We start from the raw sequence: 20,637 nt of genomic DNA, 5'->3' as shown, positions 1-20,637 counted from the left end.
CGCTCAGCGTTGGGGTTTTTTATTCATACTAAAAACTATTTAATCAAGTTTATAGTAAAAACTAAGCATCGTACGGATCGCGCAATACGATAGTCTCTTCGCGATCAGGACCAGTTGAGATAATATCAACTGGGCAACCGATCAATGCTTCGATACGCTTGATGTATTTTTTAGCATTTTCTGGAAGCTCGTCATAGTTAGTGATACCAACGGTAGACTCACTCCAGCCTTGCATCGTTTCATACTTAGGCGTGACTGACTCGTAGAATTCAGCATCATGCGCGCCTGCACACTCAGTCTCAGGTAGGTTGTAACCCACACCGATTAGTAACTCTTCAAGACCATCTAATACGTCAAGCTTGGTCAAGCAGATACCTGACATAGAGTTAAGTACTACTGCACGGCGTAATGCTTCTGCATCGAACCAACCACAGCGACGGGCGCGGCCAGTCGTCGCACCAAATTCATGACCGACTTTGGCTAAATGAGCACCAACATCATCGAACAATTCAGTTGGGAACGGACCACTACCAACACGCGTAGTGTACGCTTTGGTGATACCAAGTACGTAGTCTAAATACAATGGACCGATACCTGTACCCGTTGATACACCGCCAGCTGTTACGCTTGAGCTGGTTACAAACGGATAAGTACCATGGTCGATATCAAGTAGCGTGCCTTGAGCACCTTCAAACATTAGGTTTTTGCCAGCCAGACGTAATTGATTTAGGTCTTCAGTTACATCAGTAACCATCCCTTTAATCTCTTCTTTCCACTCTTTACAAAGCTTAAGTGTCTCATCAAAATCAATCGCTTCAACTTTATAATACTCAGTCAGTTGGAAGTTATGGTATTCGATTAGGTTACGTAGTTTTTCTTCTAGATCTTCACGGAACAAATCAGCAAGTTTAATCGCACGGCGTGCTACTTTGTCTTCGTATGCAGGACCGATGCCGCGACCTGTTGTACCGATTTTACCAGAACCACGCTTTGCTTCACGAGCTTGATCAAGTGCCACGTGATAAGGCATGATAAGTGGGCAATTAGGAGAGATACGTAGACGCTCACGTACTGGTACGTTGTTGTCTTCTAGCTCTTTCATCTCTTTTAGTAGTGCATCAGGTGCTAACACCACGCCATTACCGATAAAGCAAGTGACGCCTTCACGCAAGATACCTGATGGAATCAAATGCAAGACAGTGGTTTTGCCATCGACAACCAACGTGTGACCAGCATTATGACCGCCTTGGAAGCGGGCTACTGCTGAGGCTTTTTCGGTAAGTAAATCAACGATTTTACCCTTACCTTCGTCGCCCCATTGGCTACCCAAAACTACAACATTCTTACCCATGATCAATCCTTACCTTTATGTATTGAGGTGTGTGCAATAAAAGCTGAAAATTAAAATGATTTTCTTAGCTATATCTTTTTATCTCAGTGATTTATGAAATAGAAACACTGAGATATCTAACGAATAATTTTGCGTTCTCATAATTTGTACTGAACACTTTTGGCTGCGTGAGCCATTCAATAGCCTACTATTAGACAATTAAACAGTTTGTAGCTGCCATTGGCTGTCATCAGCCATGCTCAAACGATGCGTCACATCATCTGGACTGTCCTGTGCATCTAATGGCATAGTGACGCGATAGCCTTGCTGACGTAGACTTTCTACTTGTTGCAGTAGCGTCTGCATCTCATCTGTATTTGCATTAGACAAAGCGGCAAAATCAACCAAGACAACGGTTGGCGCATCTAACTGTGTATGAGCCAGCAATCGGCTGACATCCATACTAAACCCCGTAGCCGCACGTAACGCTTGCGTCTGACTTTGCATACCATCAAAACGACCACCACGTACGAGTGGCTGCGTTTCACTATTGATATAACCATTGAAGACGATGCCAGTGTGATAGTGGTAACCTGATAGCTCAGTCACATCAATACTCACTGGGCACTGCCATTGGTCTTGTAGATAGTTTTTCAGACGCTGTAGCTCATCAATTGCCGTTGCGATTTGGCTGTCTTGTTGTGCTGCATCTGATAATTTGGCTAATAGGTTTGCAATATCATGACCAAAACGTGCCAACACATAAAAATCATCACCCATTGGCAAAGCACGGCAAACACGCTTGAGCTCTGGTAGATTTTTATTGGCATATAAGTACATCAATTGCTCAGTATCATTGTCTGATAACTCAGCCAACTCAGCCAAACGTTTGAATATCGCTACGTGACCCAAATCGATATGGAGCGCTGCACTCATATTGAGTTTATTCACCATCGTAAACAGCACATCTATCAGCTCAATATCTGCTGCCAGTGACGCACAGCCAAATATCTCAGCACCCAACTGTAGCGGCGTACGTGAACCAAACAGACCTGATGGCAAGGTATGAATCACATCGCCCACATAGCAATAACGCGCAATACCCGTACCGCCATGATGCGCATCTATACGCAAAATCTGCGGGGTAATGTCAGCGCGTACGCCCATTAAGCGACCAGTCAACTGATCGATAATCTTAAAGGTTTGGCGTTTTAGATCTTCTGATGCATCACTTAGCAAAGACTCAGTAAACTCGATCATCGGTGGACAAACCAGCTGATAACCATGAGTAATAAGCTGCTCGATTAACTGATGTCTAAGCACTTCTTGCTTATGCGCATCTTCAAACAGGACATCAACCACCCCATCAGGCAATAGCCAACTATTGGCAACATCACTGCCAAAGTTACTCAAATATGGCATGCGATTGGGTGCAGCATTATTTTCAGCAGGCTGAGACACTGTTTCGTTGGTAGAATTTGGCTGGGCAGGTTTTGCAGAATCAGAACTAACAGACACAATAAATCCTTGTTTGGCGTATCGCTTACCAAAAACGCGGTACTGATGCGGTACTTAAAGGGTGATTTGCCGGGTATTGACGCTGTGTGTGTTTATTTTTAACGCGCAACATCATTGACCCAATTATTTATAAACAAACCAGGTAACCGCAAAAGGGTGAATAATAAGTATAATTTAGAATGATAAGACGAGTATCTTTATGCGCTAAAAAATTGCGACAAATAATCAAGGCACTTTATGCTTTAGTTTAGCATAGCACTCAAGGTTCGCCTAGTGACAATTAGCCACAATCACTATCTAATTACAGTTCAATTGCCGCTTATTAGCTTAGCAGATGTAACAGTCATCATTGATGTATTTGGCTCAATATTGGGCGAATAGCCGAGAGGTTTATTTTTTGTTAACCATAAGATAATGAGCGCGATTACGGCAGCGTCATCAACACAGACTCATGATACACTAACACATATTTTTATCTCGGAAGCCTTATGTCATCTGATTACCATCCAAACCCTGCCATCAACCAAACCAATGTCTTAGGCACCGCACTTGCCAGCTGTTGTTTCGATCCCATCACTGGCTATTATCGCAATGGTTTTTGCCATACTGGCAACCATGATGTTGGTCAACATACCGTCTGCGCCAAGATGACCAGCGAGTTTTTAAACTTCTCTGCCAGTCGCGGTAACGACCTGATTACCCCACTACCTGAATACAATTTCCCTGGTCTCAAACCTGGCGACTACTGGTGCATCTGCGCGCTACGTTGGGTTGAAGCATTGGACTTTGATATCGCACCGCAAATCAAACTAGAAGCATGTCACGAGAGCCTGCTGACATTGGTAGATATCGATACGCTAAAAAGCTATGCCCTATAGATAGTATTGGCACACGATAAAACCGTAGCAGCGTTCACAGCATATTTGGATTATTGAAGTTTTTTATTATATGACAGGAAAGTATATGGAAAATGATAATAATCAATTGATTAAAAAAACGGCGCATATTGCTTCTGATTCCAATATGAATCATATCTATGCCAATATGAATGACAAGCATCTCTATTTGGACGATGATGATAGTTATATCTATGGTGATGTGGACGCCACTACTGAAGACACTATCGAGACCATGACGGTCTACGATCCTGACTCTGAACGCTATGAAGATATTGACTCATCAAGCGCAGGCGAAGTGGTCAATTGCTACGCTTACTCACGTAAAACAGGTGAGAATCTTAATAGAGTGGCGCTCAACGATGTGAGTCGTACGCTAGGGAACAACGGTCAATTTATTTGGCTTGGGCTATATGATCCAAGCTTAGAAACCATGGTCAAAGTAAAAGAAGCCTTTGACCTGCATGAGCTAGCGATTGAAGATGCCTTTGCTGATCATCAACGTGCTAAGGTCGAAAACTACGATAATGATATGGTCTTTGTGGTGCTACGTACAGCCAAGCTCGAAGACAATGTCATCCGTTATGGTACTACTGCGATATTTATGGGTAAAAACTACCTCATTACAATTCGCAATGGTCCGTCAAACTCTTATGCGCCAGTACGTGAGCATTGCCATCGTCGCCCTGAGAAGTTACGCATGGGGCCTATATTTGTATTGCACGCTATCCTCGATTTTATCGTTGATAACTACATGCCCATCACTGACCGATTGGGTCGCTATTTGCGTGAGCAGGAGCACAAAGTCTTCACCTATGAGTTTGATAAAGGTACCCTAAAAAACCTTTACGAGCTAAAGTCACAACTGGTACATATGCGCGCCATTATCTTACCTGTGCAAGACATCTGTAGCTTTTTTATCAATCATAAAAAAAGTGAGATTGTCTCTGGATTTTCTCAAGCCGCTAAGCCGTACTTTCGCGATGTGAACGATCACCTGTTGCACTCACTAGATGCTATTAATGGCCTCAATGAAATGCTGAGCGTGGTGATGAATACCTATATGGCGATGGTCAATATGGGTCAGAATGAAGTGGTGCGTAAGCTCGCTGCATGGGCAGGTATTCTAGCAGTGCCGACAGCCATCGCTGGCATCTATGGCATGAACTTTGATTTTATGCCTGAGCTGCATTGGAAATACTCTTACCTTGTCATCATGGCCATTATTATCGCCTTATGTAGCTATCTGTACTATAACTTCAAAAGATTGAAATGGTTGTAATACCAAATGCCATCCGTAAAAAAAGAGCAACCACTGGTCGCTCTTTTTTTATGTTGCTATCTTTCTGTATTGCTATCTAATTATTCACGGCGATGCTTAGTATGGCTATCAGGCGCTTGAGCATTATCAGGCAACAATGCTTTAACCGTTAGGTTTGCATGTTGTTTATCGAGATTGTCTTCTGGGCGACCAAACGTTTTTGCTGTCCAAGTCAAGATTACAATAGAGCCGCTTAGTAGCATGATGGCCACGGAAATTGTCGCTAGCAGCCATAAATGGAAATAGTCTGAAACTGCCTGTACATCAACCACCAAATGTCGTGACAAGGCCGTTATGGCAATAAATATCAAAAACTGTACTGGCAGTCGGTGGGTTTTAAAGTAGATACCTATCATAGCCAGTAGCTCAAGGTAAATAAATAACATCAATATGTCTTTTAGATCCGCTGAGCCCTTTTGGACAATATAAATAAACTCTTTACCTGCAGTCCAAACGACAACCACACTGATTAGAAATAAAATAACGTAATGACAGACATCGACAAACTCTCTACCAATACTTTGTAGTCGCTCATGAACACCTACGTTTTTTTTAGCCATGTTTAGGTCCTATCAACTGAAATGTGGTTGATTTAGCCTGAGTCTATGTTACCTCAGGCCCCTTATATATCGGCAATCAGTATTCGTATGACTATTTTTTTAGCCTTTATTCAAACCCGCTGATTTTTCAGCAGCATCGACCGTTTGGCGAATAAGCGTGTTGATAGTCATCGGTCCAACGCCGCCTGGTACTGGCGTATAAGCACTGGCGATATTCTCTACGCCTTGTAGCTCGATATCACCCACGCCGCCATCATCGGTAGGATGGAACCCTGCATCGATGACGACCGCGCCCGCTTTGATCCACTCTGCTTTGATTAATTCAGGCACACCTACTGCACCAACCACGATATCAGCACGCTTGATATGCGATGCCAAATCCTGAGTTCTAGAATGACAAATGGTCACGGTACAGTTGGCATTTAATAGCATCATCGCCATTGGCTTACCTAAGATAGCACTACGTCCTACGACTACGGCTTCTTTACCTGATAGCTCGATATTATAATGCTCTAACAAATGCATGATGCCCTGCGGTGTACATGAGCCATAAGCTGACTGCTGCATCGCCATACGACCAAAACCAAGACAAGTCACACCATCGACATCTTTTGCTAAGTCAATCTGCTCAAAACAAGCACGCTCATCGATATGCTCAGGAACCGGATGCTGTAGCAAAATGCCGTGTACATCTGGATTACTATTTAACTCATCTATCTTTGCCATGAGCTGCTCAGTGGTCGTGACACTTGGCATCTCAACGCGTATAGAGTCCATGCCAACACGCTTACAGGCGTTGCCTTTCATACGAACATAAGTGGCAGAGGCTGGATCGTCACCAACCAATATCGTCGCTAAGCTTGGGGTGCGGCCAGTCTTTTCCTTAATCGTATCTACGCGCGTGCGCAGATCCTGTTCTATTTGTTTGGCAAGTGCTTTGCCGTCCAAAATGGTGGCGGATTCTTGGGCAGTAGACATAGTAACTCCAATAGAGGGTACGATATAAAAAAATAAAGACAGCGCGCGCAAATACTTTGCATGCCTGTCCTTTGCTTCGTCAATCTTTGACTAAGAGTAATATTGTACCTGTGTACGCTACAAAATCCTAGCGTAAGATAAAGCCTACTCACTGATAAATTTTTATAATAAGTGAATTAAACAGTATTACGTATTTATGGGTGAATACATCGTTAACCAGTAAGGTATTGGTTTACGTGCTAAATTTGTTAAAATAGCGTAGAATAGTCAATCCAATTTTTTACATTGAGAAATGTAACCCACCGACTCAAGGATATTATGATGAAAGACGAAAAATTACAGAAAGCACTCGCCCGTATGGGACTTGGTTCACGCCGTCAAATGGAAGAAGTCATCAAATCTGGCCGCGTAACGGTTAATAACGGTCCTGCGACCATTGGTGATCGCGTCTCGCAAGGTGATGAGATTCGCGTTGATGGCCGTCAAATCAAATACACTTCTGAAAATGAGAAGCGTCGCCGTGTTATCGCTTACTACAAGCCTGAAGGCGAAGTTTGCTCTGCTAAAGATCCAGAAGGCCGCCCAACTGTCTTCGAACGTTTGCCAAAGCTGACTCATGACCGCTGGGTAATGGTTGGACGTTTGGACATCAACTCAACTGGCCTATTGTTATTTACTAATGATGGCGAAATGGCGCATCGCTTGATGCATCCATCTGGTGAAGTTACTCGTGAATATGCGGTACGTGTATTGGGTGAAGTAACGCCTGATATCGCTCGTGCATTGACCGCTGGTGTCATGCTAGAAGATGGCCTTGCAAAATTTGAAGACATCAAAGAAGGCGGCGGCGAAGGCGTCAACAAGTGGTATCACGTCCAGCTAAAAGAAGGCCGTAACCGCGAAGTACGTCGCTTATTTGAGTCACAAGGTTTAAAAGTTAGTCGTCTACTACGTACACGCTATGGCACGATTGTTCTACCAAAAGAGCTACGTACTGGCCGTTTCTTAGAGCTTGATAAAAAAGAAATCAACACGTTGACGGATTTGGTCAGCTTGCGTCCACGTTATGGCACGGGTCTACATGGCGCAGCCAAAGAAAAGCAAGAACGTATTAGAAATAAGCCGCTTAAAGCGCGTCGCACTGACACTCGTAGCGATAACCGCAATAGCAGCGCGAAACCTAAAAGTAGCGCTAGCCCTGCCAGCCGCGGTACACGCAACACCCGTGATCGCAATGATAAGCGCTAGTTAAATTGATTTAACATTATTCTAAGTCTTAAATAGATTTGGGATAAACATAAAAAATCGGTCAATGATAAATAGTCATTGACCGCTTTTTTTGTGTCTTTTTATAGGCTTCACAGTTTACAGAGGTCACAGTCGCTCAGTATAGATATAGCGGCTCAGCTATCATGGCTATTAATATAGTGTTTCATGACTCGCAGCTCTTGTAGCTGCTCCTCGTCCATTTGTGCCAGTAATCTATCCAAACGCTGTTCGATATTATCTAAAACACTCTGCAATAACTCACTAGCCTCTAACCTCTTTTCGCTATTCTCATTAGTGACGTTTATATTTGTTAATTGATAGTGAGTAGCTAGCATCTCGGGTAACCGTGTTTGCAGCATTTTACTTAATACAAACTGTGCTTCTGTTATCGCTGGTGTCTTATATTGAGCGTGTAGGGCTGCTTGATAAGCGTGATAGCTGCTTACTTTCTCATCGATACCTTTTAACTGGCGTAGTTGTTGCTCTGACAAGTTTTTTAAGTGCTGTTTATTTAACGTTAACTGCTGCAAGCTTAATGTGGCTAATGACAAGGGCGCATCATAATCCTGATAAGTGAGCACACCAGGTGAGATACCGACGGCTTTATGAAAAGCCTGCCAGCCTTTTCTACCTAGATAAAAGGTAGTGACGGTCGTTACAATACCAATGCCTATTAAGATACTCATATACGCTTGCTCTTTACCCTTTCACCGTTCAACTTTGTATTTACAGCTTAATGTCTTTAGCACTCACATTTTCACCAGTTGGGCTTTCAATCGCTTGAATATTTACATCACTGCTAGCATTATTATTGGCATTACTACTGGCATTGCTATCGGGCTTTTGAAACTCTGTGTTGTTAGCAGGATTGTCAAAACGTTTTTGGAGATAGCGATTGGTTGCAAGTAGTTTTTGACCATCTTGATGATATGACGCGTTGAGTAGGTCATCGAACTGTGTGTTAATTGTCTTAAGCACGTCTAACAAGGCTTCTTTGCCAGTGACATTAGAATGTTTGATTTTGGTAGTATCAGCAAGCGCACTATCCGTCACATCTAAATCGTGCAAGCGGCGATAGTCAGCCACTGCTTGTGGCACGTGCCTATCCATTAAGTTTTGAATCATAATATAAGTTTCGTTGATGGTATCCTTATCATCAATCTTGCCATCATTATTGGTATCGCCATACATGACACGCAACTTTTCACCCTTTGTATTAATTTGCTCCAGAGCAGTTTTAACGTCGACAGGTAGGCTTTTTTCAGGTATATAACCCAGTTGCGGCATCGCCTTATATTCGAGCATTTTGGGTGCTGTGACTTTTTTAATGCCACGGTAACCTAGATATAATCCAGCCGCTGGCAACAGCCCATACAAAACAAACATTACGAACATTGCAGTCATTTGGGTCATTATATTGTCCTTATTACTTATCAGAATGTCGTGGCTGATTTTTTGTGGTTGTTATTATTAAACAAAAAAATAAGGCTCTATTAAAGCCCTATATTGTTATGCACTGGGTCGATTTTGTTTTTTGATAATACTTAACCTTTGCGAGTATTCAAAAAAAACATCATCAAAGAAAATTTAACTTTGCGTACGGCTCTTAACATAACGGTGGGTTGAGGCAAGGCGGTTCAAAACTGTCTGATGCAATTCATCCAATAGTTCGTCAAGCTCATAGTCAATCTCTAAAAACAAATCTGTCAGCATATCACCGGCCGTCATCTTGCCCTGCACCATGTTATTTTTGGTGCGATGCGGACTGAAGCGTTGTAGCTGCTCATAATGATACAATGCCTCAGGGATACTTTCGGATACTAGCTTGTCGATGACGAACTGACGCTCATTATGTTGCTGCTGTTGCTGTTCGTTTAGCTCACTACTCCACTCACGATAACGCTTTAGCTTACCGTTGATACGATCTAATATCGCAACGGCTTCGATAGGCATGGCATTTAGGGTGGTTTCATCGACCACATCAACAAGCTCAGTCATAATCGGACAACGTCCATGTTTGAGATACCACAAAGTATCTGGGTCAAAAGGCGGTCTATTGGTTGGGCGCATTTGAGCACGATTACTCAGATAGCGATCGGTCAAAGGCGTGGATGATTGGCTATCACTCACTTGTGCCAACGCATCACATATGCGGTTTACACGTTCAGGCGGAGTTAGTGTAGAACGCTCTTGTACTGCGTGATTGCTATCACTATTGGCAGCAGCATCCCGTTCATGATTGACACTCATCTCCTGAGCATTCTTTGCTGCCAATGTCGGTAGGTCATCTTGAGCTTGCCCAAATGACTGTAGCATTCTTGTCAAACTGACTACCATGACTTGCTCTGCCCCTCGTCTATTACACTCACATTGTGCGCATATTGCATACATTCATTCAATAGCGTATCTTAGCAGGTTTTTGCTGGCCTGCCAGTAAGCAAAATGTCACCATTCCTACACGCCAACCGTTAAGCACCGTATTATGAATGCTCCCGATTATATCTCTGGTTTCCTACTTGGGTTATCTCTCATCATTGCTATTGGCTCCCAAAACGCTTTTGTACTTAAACAAGGTCTCAAACGCGAGCACATATTTTTTGTTTGCTTGTTTTGTGCGGTGAGCGATGCGTTTTTAATCTCAGCAGGTGTTGGTGGTTTTGGTGCAGTTACGGCTCGCTATCCTCATGTTATAGATATCGCAAAAATAGCAGGTGTTATATTTTTATTAGGGTACGGCTTACAGAGTTTGTATGCCAGCATACGTGTGTCACACGCTTTGATTGTTGAAGGACAAGTCGTGACTAGCTTAAAAAAAGCCTTACTACTATGCTTTGGTTTTACTTGGTTAAACCCGCACGTCTATCTAGACACATTGGTACTCGTCGGCATGGTCTCTACAGGTGCAAGTAGTAAATTGACGTTTGCCGCAGGTGCAATTAGCGCTTCGTTCTTTTTCTTCTTTGCACTTGGGTATGGTGCGCGATTACTCAGGCCTCTATTTGAGAAGCCTAAGGCATGGAACATACTGGATGCTTTAGTAGGGTTACTGATGCTGTATCTGGCTTGGCATTTGTATCAAAGCTGATAGAGGTATAACTGAGAAATGATAGATAAGCTGAGTGTTGAATAAACTGAATATTAAGTAAACGACGTATTGGATAATACTGAATCAGGTCGATATCCGCTAACCACTGTATAAATATATATGGTTAGCGATAATATTGTATTGATCATTTACATCAAGCTAGGAAACAGCGTACGCAGTCCATTAACGATAATTTCGATAGAAACGGCTGCCAATAGCATACCCATGATTCGACTCATGATATTCAAGCCAGTATCGCCTAGTAAGCGACTGATACGACCTGCCGCCATCAATGCCAAATAGCAAAACAGACTGATTAGCAAACCTGCAATTAGCACCGCTGATACTCGCAAAACGCCAGAGACCTGCGAAGAATAAATAATGACAGTAGAGATACCGCCAGGACCAATCATCATAGGAATAGCGAGGGGAACTACGGCAGCTGCCATCGAGACTGGCGCATCTTTCACATGATCAACATCAAAGTTCTCTTGATCAGGTTTAACAGGGTTACCCTCCCCATTCATCATATTTAGGGCAATTAAAAACACCAATATACCGCCTGCCAATTGGAACGAGCCAATAGAAATACCAAGGGCTTTTAGTAGTACTTCGCCTGCTACCGTAAAAAAGCTGATGGTGATAAAAATGGTCAGACAAGCAACGCGCGCAACTTTGCGTCGATTGTTCATAGAATAACCACGCGTTAAATCCAAAAACAACGTCAATGCGCTAAATGGATTGATCAATACCACAAAGGCCAAGATAATCTTGATAATTTCAGTATTCACTGAGCGCTCGCTTGTCTATTGATACCGCTTGTGCAAAAAGATAAGGTCATCGTGCGAGTGCAACGATGACCCAATAGGCAACTAAAAATAGCATTGTAGCATAGGCAGATAAGCTAATAAAATCATTAACTTTGCGCCGTTACGCCTACATGTCACCTTAGTAAAGTTTCAGTGTAAAAACAAGCATTTAACCGATTATCAGTACAAGCTGTCAGTATAAATTGCCATTCTATTAACTCGGTGATAGTCCTTTCGCTAAAATCTAGCGTATATAATGATATTAGCCTTTATTACGCCTGCACTTATGCACTAAAATCCAGCCCAATATCCAAGGCTGTCGTACTGTGCGTCAAATAACCAATCGCGATAAAATCAACCCCTGTACTTGCCGCCGCTTGTACCGTTTCAGGCGTAATACCACCTGAGGCTTCAGTCTTTGCGCGACCCTGACACATAGTAACCGCTTGCGACAATGTTTCAGGCGACATGTTGTCTAATAGCACTAAACTCACACCTGCATCAAGCGCTTGCTCTAATTGCTCTAGCGTATCGACTTCGACCTCAATAGGAATCAGATGCCCAGCAAATTTCTGTGCTTGCTGAATGGCTGTTTTGATGTCACCAGCAATGGCGATATGATTGTCTTTAATTAAAATCGCATCATCCAATCCCAAGCGATGGTTGCGTCCGCCGCCGCAGCGTACGGCGTATTTTTGTACAATACGTAAGCCTGGAATGGTCTTGCGTGTGCAAGTAATCTGCGCAGGATATTGGGCCACACTATCGACAATCTGACGGGTCGCTGTCGCAATACCGCTGAGATGGGTCATAAAGTTCAGTGCCGTGCGTTCTGCTGTCAACAAGTGACGCGCGTTACCTTTTACGGTCGCTAACACTGCGCCAGCCTCTACTGTTTCGCCATCCTGTACTTGTGCAATAAACTCAATTTGTGCATCGACTAAGGCAAAAGACAAACGTGCCAAATCGATACCACATATCACGCCTGCTTGCCGCGCCTTGATCTGTAGCTGCGCTTGCATATCTGCTGGGATAGTAGCTTGTGACGTTACATCACCACGCCTACCCAAATCTTCAGTTAGTGCATTCTCAACCAATGGCTTGAGCAATACGTCATCCAATGCTGGCTCTTTTTCAATTGTCATCTTTGACCCTTATCTAGGCATGATATTGATAGAAACTGCTCGTCATTTAAACTCAAAATGAGCATAAATATAGCGTAAAGTTAGCGACCCTGCAAGGAAAGGTGACAAATTTTTCGTGATACAAACCGATTTAGAGATACAACGGACTGGCTTGAAATGACTATTTGCGCTTAGGAAGTTTGCTGTCCATCAATAAACTCTGTAATTCAATATCATGGCGGAAGCGATATAACTTGGCAGGACGACCGCGCTGAGCAGTGCTACTCTCCCCAGTCTCCATCACTAGGTTTTGTGAATCGAGCAAGCGACGGAAGTTTTGCTTGTGCAAACGCACTCCTGATAACGCCTCAACACTCTGCTGCAACTGCGATAAGGTAAAGACGTCTGGCATCAGACCAAAAATAAGCGGTCTATATTCAATCTTGGCGCGCAGTCTTGAGATAGCAGTAGCGATCACGCGACGGTGATCGTAATACATGGGTACGCCTATGCGTTGTGACCAGTCCTCTGGCAAGGCAACAGCCTGATAATTGGGCGGATAATTAGGAGCTTCAGGTATCAGTCCTGCTTCATAAAGCATCTCATAGCGTAGTAATACATGCTCTGCAATCCATTCTCTACTTTCATTATCGTGTTCGTTGAATGATTGACTGTCAGTGAGTTTGCCACTTGCCAAAAACGCTTCGTCCAGCCCCCAACACAGGCCAACTCGCTGACGCCTGCGCTGTTGGACAATCGAGTCGTTGGCAGTATTGGCCCATTCGAGTAGTGCTGGCACGATAAAGTCCATAATAATACTAGGCATACCGTCCAAATGATTTTCCCATGGGAAATAATCATACCAATCTCGCCAGAGTGCTTTGCTTTGGAGTGCCTGCGTTTGCATCTCTTGCACCAAACCTAAATAACTCACATACACCAACGCATGGCCATCAATATTACGCCTGTTAGTATCGACAAAGGTATATAACTGCTCCAAATATCCAAGCGGTTGCTGCGTTTGCTCCTCTACCCATTGACGCACACCTGCTTGTAACGAGCGATGTAGCGGCATAAGTGGCCCATTTGGCAACAGCTTACCTTGGTCAACGGTTAGAACGCGCGCGATATGATCTGTGATAGCGACCAATACGGCGACCACTTCTGTCGTGCCGCTACCTTGCTGGTGCGCATGTGAATAAGACAACGTCATGGCTTTGGGAATTATCCTTTTTCTCTGAAACGTGAAAGGCTATTGGGGTTAATAGCTATGGTATGGCTTAGTATAGCTCGAATCTAAAACTATCATAGTCTGTGGTTGTAAGTATGAAAAATCAATATCGATAAATAGTTATAAGGGGCATGAATTAGCACCATTTTCAAGCTCAGTACGGCTTAACTGCACGTCATTTTTAGCAATAAAACCCAATATTTTGACTTATTAAGTATAAAAACCACTTGTAATTATGCTCAAAATGAGCATAATCAAGATAACTTATAAATTTGTTATACCCCATTACCTATTTTTTAGCTCTTACATTTATCGTTATCGCACCAATAAAGGCTGCCATTATGAAAAAATATCCTTACGACGCACCTATCATGAGTACGGACAATCGCATCGCCACTCAGATGAACATTGAATATGCCAAGGCTAAAATGCCAGCAGACTTGCCTCGCGCTGAACGCATCGTGGTTGAAGAAAATATCAAGAAGCTACTAAAAGAGAATAATGCCGTACTGGTAGCACACTACTATGTCGACCCTTTTATACAAGACTTGGCATTGGCAACCGGTGGCTGCGTCGGTGACTCGCTTGAAATGGCTCGGTTTGGACAAGCTCATAGCGCCCAAACATTGGTGGTCGCTGGTGTGCGCTTCATGGGTGAATCGGCAAAAATATTAAGTATGGAAAAGACTGTACTCATGCCAGATTTGGAAGCCGAATGCTCGCTTGATTTGGGCTGCCCTGCTGACGAGTTTTCAGCATTTTGTGATGCTCATCCTGAACGTACTGTGGTCGTTTACGCCAATACCAGCGCCGCGGTGAAAGCGAGAGCTGATTGGGTGGTCACCTCATCTGTCGGTATCGACATCGTTCGTCATTTACACGCCCAAGGTGAGCCGATTATTTGGGGCCCTGACCGTCATTTAGGCAAATACATCGCTCGTGAGACTGGTGCAGATATGATGCTGTGGCAAGGGTCTTGCCTCGTGCATAACGAATTCAAAGCCACTGAACTAATGCAATTAAAAGAGGAACATCCAGAGGCCAAAGTCTTGGTACATCCTGAGTCACCTGATAGCGTGGTGGCACTCGCTGATGTGGTCGGCTCGACTAGCAAGCTTTTGCAATCAACGTATGAGATGGATGCTGATACCTTTATCGTCGCTACTGATTTGGGCATATTGCACGAGATGCAAAAACGCTCACCAAACAAGCGATTCTTGGCCGCACCAACTGCTGGTGAGAGTGCAAGCTGTAAGAGCTGTGCGTTTTGTCCTTGGATGGCCATGAACGGCTTAAAAGGGATTGAACAGTGCTTAACCAATCAAAGCGGTGAAGTGCTCATGACACCTGAGCTAGCAGTAGCAGCAAAAAAACCATTACAACGGATGCTCGATTTTGCTGAAGCACAAAAGCAACGCGTAGCCGCCAGTGGCGACATTGTAAAAGACCGTGCGCTGTTCGCTAACGTTGGGGCAGCCTAGCATGAGTCAGTCGCATTCAGTTGATTGTTCCAACACCACTCGCTATAAAAATAACAGGAGCTGCAGTGATATGAGTAATATTATAAAAACTGATGTTCTTATTATTGGGGCTGGTCTGGCAGGCTTGAGCACCGCGCTATCTCTGCCAAAATCGCTGAATATCACTGTTTTAAGCAAAGCCGCACTTGAGATGTGCTCAAGTCACTACGCTCAAGGTGGTATCGCAGCTAGCTTAGACACGGCGGACTCTGTGACTGATCATGTCGCTGATACCTTAATTGCTGGTGCAGGGTTGTGTGCGACGAATAATACTGCTCGTATCTTGGGTGCAGGACAGCAAGCGGTGCAGTGGCTATGCGAGCAAGGTGTGCCATTTACTCAAACTACTTTAACTAAAGAAAATGATAATACACCTGATTTTGCAGTCTTAAAAACCAGTGACTTACATTTGACTAAAGAAGGTGGTCATGGCTGTAGACGTGTGGCTCATGCGGATGATGCAACGGGGCGACACGTGATGGATGCCTTAACCATCAAAGCACAGACTGCAGCCAATATCACTATTTTACCTTATCATGAAGCATTAGAGTTACTGACTTCACCTATGATTAGCCGATCTTCTTTTAGCATGAACGATAGCGATATTAGACATTGCCGAGGGGCGCTGGTCTTTGATCATGTAAATGAGCGCCAACTCACCATTTATAGTTCAGCTGTTGTACTGGCTAGTGGTGGCTTAGGTCAGTTATTTAAGCGTGCCAGCGCGCCTAACGTCTGTGTTGGTGATGGCGTCATGATGGCATGGCAGGCAGGTTGCCGCTTAGCAAATTTAGAATTTATTCAATTTCACCCAACGGGTCTAGCATTAGATGACAGCAGCTTTTTGATATCTGAAGCGTTACGCGGTGAAGGTGGACGACTCTATTGTCCACAGACTGGTACGCGCTTTATGCTAGACGTTGATGAGCGCGCTGAATTGGCGCCACGCGATATCGTCGCTCGAGCAATAGCCAATCAGATTAGTAGTAACGGACTTGGCTACGTACATCTTGATGTCAGTCACTTGCCAGCCACATTTATACAAGCGCATTTCCCGCAGATTTATCAGACGCTGCTAGCACTCGGCGTCGATATGACCACAGACCCTATTCCGGTCGCTCCGACTGCCCACTATAGTTGTGGCGGCGTGGTGACTGATGCCAATGGATTGACCGATATTGCAGGGCTGTATGCAGCAGGCGAAGTTGCTTATACAGGGCTGCATGGAGCCAACCGTTTAGCAAGTAATTCATTGTTGGAGTGTGTGGTAGTTGGTCGCAACATCGGCGCCAACTTACCTCATTATTTAACAAAATTGGAACGCTTAAAGAACTTAGAAGCTTTAGAGAAAACGGCTGAATCTTTAGAAAAAATGGCACAGCCACATGCGACTGCCTATTATGAATTGCATCAGTTAGCTGCCGATATTTGGCGATATCCGACATTAGAAAACACGCAATTTGTTATCTTACCCTCTTCTAAGCAGTCATCACTCCCAACTTATAAGGCTGATAAAGCATTTCATTCTGACGTAGATATTGCAGAGATAACTATAGCATTGAAAGCTCTTTTGACAGCCAATATGGGTATCACACGTAGTGCCAAACAATTAGAGCAAGCATTGCGACAAATTGAGCAGTGGCAAGAGTTAATCGAACATAATAAAACCATGCTATCTGATATGAGCAGTAAAGCCCCTACTACTAACAGTGAGCTTGCCATTTTTCAATTGGTTAGGCAATTAAAGTTAGCAACGATGATTGTTCAATCGGCTTATCAGCGCTTTGAGAGTCGCGGTGGGCATTATCGTGAGGATTATCCTAACTTAGCTGAAACGCCTTTAACCAGTATCATTCTGCCATTAAGAAAAACTACGCTTAGCTCCTTTTCTCACATTATAGAAAATGAGCGTTGTCCGATGCCAGTTACTGACCATATTTAAACCTACGACAGATAACAGATAATAGCCAAACCCATCAAGAGGATATCTAACACTATAGTTAAAGAAGCATTTAAGCTATCATTATGGATAGCTTAAAATATTATCTCTTCTTTGAGTGTCCACGGCATGGCTTCTGATATTGTGTTTGTAATTGTCCTGATGATAATTGTCAGCTTGGCTTGGAGTGTACTTGCCGTACATCGTCTACGCAAACGTTTGCCAAAAATCTACCTGATAGCACGCTCGTGGTGGTTGATGTTAGCCGCGCTCTGCACTTGCTATGTTATTGCAAAAATAACGAACGATACGCAAGGTTCTCATTTGCAAGTATATCCCTATCAATGGCTGTTCATTTTATTTTTTATATTAATTGGTTTACGCGGTAGCTACGAGATTAAACGCCTATGGTGTTTACGCAGTAAAGCCGTGCTCATTCATAAACTCCAAGCGCAAGGCTTACAGCCAAGTACGCTCCTGCTACCGAAGACCTCTCTCAATCCGACTCAACACTATACGCGGCTCAACTACTTAGACCTACTACTGAGTGTTACCTTCCTCTCACTCATCATTAGCTTTATTGTCTTACAGCAATTGACCTGGCAACGCGAACAACATGGTGTTTTACTCTTCGTATTATTTGCCAGTCAGTTCAACGATATTGCCCAATATCTATGTGGGCGACTGCTTGGGCGTAAGCTGTTTAAACGAGGTCTAGCACCGACTATTAGCCCCAATAAAAGCATTGAAGGTGCTATCTTTGGCAGTTTAGTTGCGGCAATCTTGGCAACAGTATTAGGTCTTTGGCTCACCCCTTTTGATTGGTGGGTCTGTCTATTAGCTGCCTATGGCTTGGCGGTAAGCGGTATTTTTGGCGATCTATTAGAATCAGCCTTTAAGCGCCAGCACGGGGTAAAAGATACCGGAACGATGCTCGCTGGTCATGGTGGGGTATTAGATCGGATAGACAGTTTACTGATTGGAGTGCCAGTATTTACCCTACTCTACTGGTTATTTGGTTAAACCTAGTAAAAGCACAGATGGCAAAATCATCTGGCTTTATCTAGCTTACTGCGCAATATCCAATTGAGCACAGGCTTTGGTAAATAATTTAAGGCACTCGTGATATAGCGCATCGAGCGTGGAAATATCGCTAGTTCTACATCATCGTCAATCGCTTGCATAATATGATCAACCGCTGTCTGCATGCCCATGATAAATGGCTTATGGCGAGCATCGCCATCGTTTAAATCACGTAACGCTTGAGTATCAATATAGCCTGAAGCAATACAGTTTACTTGGATATTATAAGGTATAAGTGCTGCTCGATAAGCGCTAGCCGTAGCAATCATTGCACGTTTGCTTTTTGCATAAAGGCTGGCATAAGGATAATCTATCGTACCTGCGATAGAGGCGATACAGACAATGCTAGGTTTATCGCTTTTGCTAGCGTCCAATGACTGATATTGCTGCTTTAACTGGCTGCTTGCCCATCTAAGAACCTGCTCAAACGCCTGTAAATTAATTGCTAGCATTTGGTCGCTATCGGCTTTATTTAGGTGATGGATACGCTCATTGGTATAGCTGCCAGCACTATAAATCAGTCTGTCAAAGCGTATGCGTGATAATTTCTCTAGTAATTTTTTTATTTGAGTGTCATCAGTTAAATCACAAGCGTAAGTCACAATAGACGGATACTGACTGTTGATGTCGGCTATCTTTGTGGCGCTACTTCCGACAACGCTGACTTGCCAGCCAAGCGTCTGATGATGCAACGCCAAAGCTAAGCCAAGGCCACTTGTACCACCAACGATAATGATATGCGGTGCATAGGTTTCGGTGGTATCTTCTACGAGAGTCTTCATAATTTATGCTGCTGTATATAGTCGACCGTACGCTGATAGCCATATTGCCATTGCGCCTGCATTTGCTGCACAAAGCCATCGTAATCGCTGTGTATTAGCTCGACGGTCATTTGTTTTAGGTTAAAACGCTTTTGCACATTTTGCCCTCTCAGTTGCTGCTCGTTATCTGCAAATGGTAACCAATGTAGCTGATGGTTTTTATTAGTGGTGTCAGTGCGAGGCGACACGCTGATTGGTTGATAACCGTGTACTGCTGCCAAGCGCTCATTGGGATCGAAACCAAAGACGCGTTGAATCGCGGGAGCAGCCAGCCATGCGTCATAACCTGCCTTGGTTTCTGCAAATACGCTGTTACCCAACTGACAGGCTAGCTCAATCGGTGTCAGATTGATCACACCTCCCAAGCACCAGCCGAGCTCTGTGATATGTGTGGGCGGTAGATAGTACATGTCAGCCATAGACGCGCGAATCACTGGGGCAAAATCCCATTGCGTCTGCACCTTTACAGATGGATGGATGCGTCCGTTTGCAAATATATGCGCAGGCGATGTCATTTGTTCGGCGGCCAGACCTGATACAAGGTTTGGCAAATTTGCTAAGCGCGGCGGTGCAAATAACAACTCTTGCAGTACAGGTTTTTTATTACATAAGCCATCAGTAGGTGATTGATAAAATCGACTGGCAATGATGGCTATCTCTGGTGTTGCTTTATCAGCAGCGCTACCATTATCACTAGCAGCAAACTGCGACAGCTCATCTAGCCAGTACTGCTCGTTATCGATACGAAACATCGCTAACTGCTGCAACTCATTTAACAGTCGCTCGTAGCTGTCTGCTTGACGTTGTCTTTGTCCATTATCCTTTTGCTTTGATAACCGCCAACGTTTGAGTGCATGGGTCATATAGCGCAGCTTTAGACGTTTATTGGCTTCATCTGGCACGACATGTCTGATGGCAGTGATAACGCGATATAACTCACGGCTGCACATCAACGCTTGCAAATCCTTGGGGTCAGGCGCAAGTTGTACTAAGTAAGCAGACAAACTCCCACCGCAAGTACCAACGATAATGTCTGGCGTCAAATCATGCGCTGCTAGTGCTGCATAACTGCCCAAATAATAACCAAAGCGTGAGCCGCCCCCTGAAAAAAGCTGCACACGTTCGTAAGGCTTGACCCGCTCGTTATTCATCT

19 protein-coding genes are annotated in these 20,637 nt (G+C 43.9%); 7 read left to right on the top strand and 12 right to left on the bottom strand.

Going from position 1 to position 20,637, the window contains the following annotated elements; all coding sequences use genetic code 11:
* Positions 1-61: 61 nt before the first annotated feature.
* Together I3249_RS01300 and I3249_RS01295 are read right to left on the bottom strand one after the other, a co-directional pair.
* On the bottom strand, positions 62-1,351 hold the full coding sequence (locus I3249_RS01300) for an adenylosuccinate synthase (protein ID WP_057759029.1): 1,290 nt from the start codon (positions 1,349-1,351) through the stop codon (positions 62-64).
* A 198-nt stretch (positions 1,352-1,549) separates the two neighbouring features.
* Positions 1,550-2,848, bottom strand: a complete 1,299-nt coding sequence (locus I3249_RS01295) for an ATP phosphoribosyltransferase regulatory subunit (protein WP_165597442.1) — start codon at positions 2,846-2,848, stop codon at positions 1,550-1,552.
* Positions 2,849-3,336: 488 nt separating this feature from the next.
* Between I3249_RS01295 and I3249_RS01290 the strand changes: the two genes are divergently transcribed.
* Positions 3,337-3,726, top strand: a complete 390-nt coding sequence (locus I3249_RS01290; RefSeq protein WP_238068138.1) for a DUF2237 domain-containing protein — start codon at positions 3,337-3,339, stop codon at positions 3,724-3,726.
* An 85-nt stretch (positions 3,727-3,811) separates the two neighbouring features.
* Positions 3,812-5,026: a magnesium/cobalt transporter CorA gene (corA, locus tag I3249_RS01285; protein ID WP_238068136.1), complete on the top strand. Its 1,215-nt coding sequence runs from the start codon at positions 3,812-3,814 to the stop codon at positions 5,024-5,026.
* Between the two features lie 80 nt (positions 5,027-5,106).
* On the opposite strand, the gene I3249_RS01280 is transcribed toward corA, so the two are convergent.
* Entirely contained in the window at positions 5,107-5,625 is a 519-nt protein-coding gene (locus I3249_RS01280; protein WP_057759021.1) for a phosphate-starvation-inducible PsiE family protein, read from the bottom strand.
* A 99-nt stretch (positions 5,626-5,724) separates the two neighbouring features.
* Entirely contained in the window at positions 5,725-6,603 is an 879-nt protein-coding gene (gene folD / locus I3249_RS01275; RefSeq protein WP_238068135.1) for a bifunctional methylenetetrahydrofolate dehydrogenase/methenyltetrahydrofolate cyclohydrolase FolD, read from the bottom strand.
* Between the two features lie 321 nt (positions 6,604-6,924).
* Here folD and rluB point away from each other — a divergent pair, with 321 nt between their 5' ends.
* A complete protein-coding gene (gene rluB / locus I3249_RS01270) occupies positions 6,925-7,851 on the top strand; it encodes a 23S rRNA pseudouridine(2605) synthase RluB (RefSeq protein ID WP_101206234.1) in 927 nt (308 codons plus the stop codon).
* A gap of 155 nt (positions 7,852-8,006) precedes the next feature.
* On the opposite strand, the gene I3249_RS01265 is transcribed toward rluB, so the two are convergent.
* The 3 genes from I3249_RS01265 to I3249_RS01255 all read right to left on the bottom strand — a co-directional run bounded on the left by I3249_RS01265 (position 8,007) and on the right by I3249_RS01255 (position 10,188).
* Complete coding sequence (locus I3249_RS01265) at positions 8,007-8,558, bottom strand: hypothetical protein (RefSeq protein WP_238068134.1); 552 nt, start codon at positions 8,556-8,558, stop codon at positions 8,007-8,009.
* Between the two features lie 40 nt (positions 8,559-8,598).
* Complete coding sequence (locus I3249_RS01260) at positions 8,599-9,285, bottom strand: hypothetical protein (RefSeq protein WP_238068133.1); 687 nt, start codon at positions 9,283-9,285, stop codon at positions 8,599-8,601.
* Between the two features lie 174 nt (positions 9,286-9,459).
* Positions 9,460-10,188 (bottom strand): hypothetical protein, encoded by a 729-nt coding sequence (locus I3249_RS01255; RefSeq protein ID WP_238068246.1) that lies wholly within the window; start codon positions 10,186-10,188, stop codon positions 9,460-9,462.
* A gap of 166 nt (positions 10,189-10,354) precedes the next feature.
* On the opposite strand from I3249_RS01255, the gene I3249_RS01250 reads away from it, so the two are divergent.
* Positions 10,355-10,957, top strand: coding sequence for a LysE/ArgO family amino acid transporter (locus I3249_RS01250; protein WP_238068132.1), 603 nt, complete (start codon positions 10,355-10,357; stop codon positions 10,955-10,957).
* A gap of 149 nt (positions 10,958-11,106) precedes the next feature.
* On the opposite strand, the gene I3249_RS01245 is transcribed toward I3249_RS01250, so the two are convergent.
* From I3249_RS01245 to I3249_RS01235, 3 genes are all read right to left on the bottom strand, one after another.
* The gene (locus I3249_RS01245; RefSeq protein ID WP_238068131.1) at positions 11,107-11,748 is read right to left on the bottom strand and encodes a MarC family protein; all 642 of its coding nucleotides are present in this window, start codon (positions 11,746-11,748) and stop codon (positions 11,107-11,109) included.
* Positions 11,749-12,050: 302 nt separating this feature from the next.
* Positions 12,051-12,911: a carboxylating nicotinate-nucleotide diphosphorylase gene (gene nadC, locus I3249_RS01240; RefSeq protein ID WP_238068130.1), complete on the bottom strand. Its 861-nt coding sequence runs from the start codon at positions 12,909-12,911 to the stop codon at positions 12,051-12,053.
* Positions 12,912-13,071: 160 nt separating this feature from the next.
* A complete protein-coding gene (locus I3249_RS01235) occupies positions 13,072-14,103 on the bottom strand; it encodes a hypothetical protein (RefSeq protein WP_238068129.1) in 1,032 nt (343 codons plus the stop codon).
* A 389-nt stretch (positions 14,104-14,492) separates the two neighbouring features.
* Between I3249_RS01235 and nadA the strand changes: the two genes are divergently transcribed.
* From nadA to I3249_RS01220, 3 genes are all read left to right on the top strand, one after another.
* Positions 14,493-15,602, top strand: a complete 1,110-nt coding sequence (nadA, locus tag I3249_RS01230) for a quinolinate synthase NadA (protein ID WP_346268571.1) — start codon at positions 14,493-14,495, stop codon at positions 15,600-15,602.
* A 70-nt stretch (positions 15,603-15,672) separates the two neighbouring features.
* Entirely contained in the window at positions 15,673-17,583 is a 1,911-nt protein-coding gene (nadB, locus tag I3249_RS01225) for an L-aspartate oxidase (RefSeq protein WP_238068127.1), read from the top strand.
* A 126-nt stretch (positions 17,584-17,709) separates the two neighbouring features.
* Complete coding sequence (locus tag I3249_RS01220; protein ID WP_238068126.1) at positions 17,710-18,603, top strand: phosphatidate cytidylyltransferase; 894 nt, start codon at positions 17,710-17,712, stop codon at positions 18,601-18,603.
* A 26-nt stretch (positions 18,604-18,629) separates the two neighbouring features.
* Here the strand turns inward: I3249_RS01220 and I3249_RS01215 are convergent, their stop codons facing one another.
* Positions 18,630-19,445: an SDR family NAD(P)-dependent oxidoreductase gene (locus I3249_RS01215; RefSeq protein ID WP_238068124.1), complete on the bottom strand. Its 816-nt coding sequence runs from the start codon at positions 19,443-19,445 to the stop codon at positions 18,630-18,632.
* Entirely contained in the window at positions 19,442-20,635 is a 1,194-nt protein-coding gene (locus I3249_RS01210) for a patatin-like phospholipase family protein (RefSeq protein ID WP_238068123.1), read from the bottom strand. The genes I3249_RS01215 and I3249_RS01210 overlap by 4 nt, the downstream gene beginning before the upstream one ends.
* Between the last annotated feature and the right edge of the window lie 2 nt (positions 20,636-20,637).

Source organism: Psychrobacter sp. Ps1 (assembly GCF_022129425.1).
In the GTDB taxonomy this organism is placed as follows: domain Bacteria; phylum Pseudomonadota; class Gammaproteobacteria; order Pseudomonadales; family Moraxellaceae; genus Psychrobacter.
The sequence above is the reverse complement of the archived record's forward strand: the minus strand, read 5'-3'. Positions and strand labels throughout refer to the sequence as shown.

Bases quoted from the DNA above. Each gene is read 5' to 3' on its own strand.
- nadC (WP_238068130.1), bottom strand. From the start codon at position 12,911: ATGACAATTGAAAAAGAGCCAGCATTGGATGACGTATTGCTCAAGCCA.
- I3249_RS01235 (WP_238068129.1), bottom strand. From the start codon at position 14,103: ATGACGTTGTCTTATTCACATGCGCACCAGCAAGGTAGCGGCACGACA.
- I3249_RS01280 (WP_057759021.1), bottom strand. From the start codon at position 5,625: ATGGCTAAAAAAAACGTAGGTGTTCATGAGCGACTACAAAGTATTGGT.
- I3249_RS01265 (WP_238068134.1), bottom strand. From the start codon at position 8,558: ATGAGTATCTTAATAGGCATTGGTATTGTAACGACCGTCACTACCTTT.
- I3249_RS01290 (WP_238068138.1), top strand. From the start codon at position 3,337: ATGTCATCTGATTACCATCCAAACCCTGCCATCAACCAAACCAATGTC.
- I3249_RS01220 (WP_238068126.1), top strand. From the start codon at position 17,710: ATGGCTTCTGATATTGTGTTTGTAATTGTCCTGATGATAATTGTCAGC.
- folD (WP_238068135.1), bottom strand. From the start codon at position 6,603: ATGTCTACTGCCCAAGAATCCGCCACCATTTTGGACGGCAAAGCACTT.
- nadB (WP_238068127.1), top strand. From the start codon at position 15,673: ATGAGTAATATTATAAAAACTGATGTTCTTATTATTGGGGCTGGTCTG.
- I3249_RS01255 (WP_238068246.1), bottom strand. From the start codon at position 10,188: ATGCTACAGTCATTTGGGCAAGCTCAAGATGACCTACCGACATTGGCA.
- I3249_RS01215 (WP_238068124.1), bottom strand. From the start codon at position 19,445: ATGAAGACTCTCGTAGAAGATACCACCGAAACCTATGCACCGCATATC.
- I3249_RS01250 (WP_238068132.1), top strand. From the start codon at position 10,355: ATGAATGCTCCCGATTATATCTCTGGTTTCCTACTTGGGTTATCTCTC.
- I3249_RS01210 (WP_238068123.1), bottom strand. From the start codon at position 20,635: ATGAATAACGAGCGGGTCAAGCCTTACGAACGTGTGCAGCTTTTTTCA.
- I3249_RS01300 (WP_057759029.1), bottom strand. From the start codon at position 1,351: ATGGGTAAGAATGTTGTAGTTTTGGGTAGCCAATGGGGCGACGAAGGT.
- rluB (WP_101206234.1), top strand. From the start codon at position 6,925: ATGAAAGACGAAAAATTACAGAAAGCACTCGCCCGTATGGGACTTGGT.
- I3249_RS01260 (WP_238068133.1), bottom strand. From the start codon at position 9,285: ATGACCCAAATGACTGCAATGTTCGTAATGTTTGTTTTGTATGGGCTG.
- nadA (WP_346268571.1), top strand. From the start codon at position 14,493: ATGAGTACGGACAATCGCATCGCCACTCAGATGAACATTGAATATGCC.
- corA (WP_238068136.1), top strand. From the start codon at position 3,812: ATGGAAAATGATAATAATCAATTGATTAAAAAAACGGCGCATATTGCT.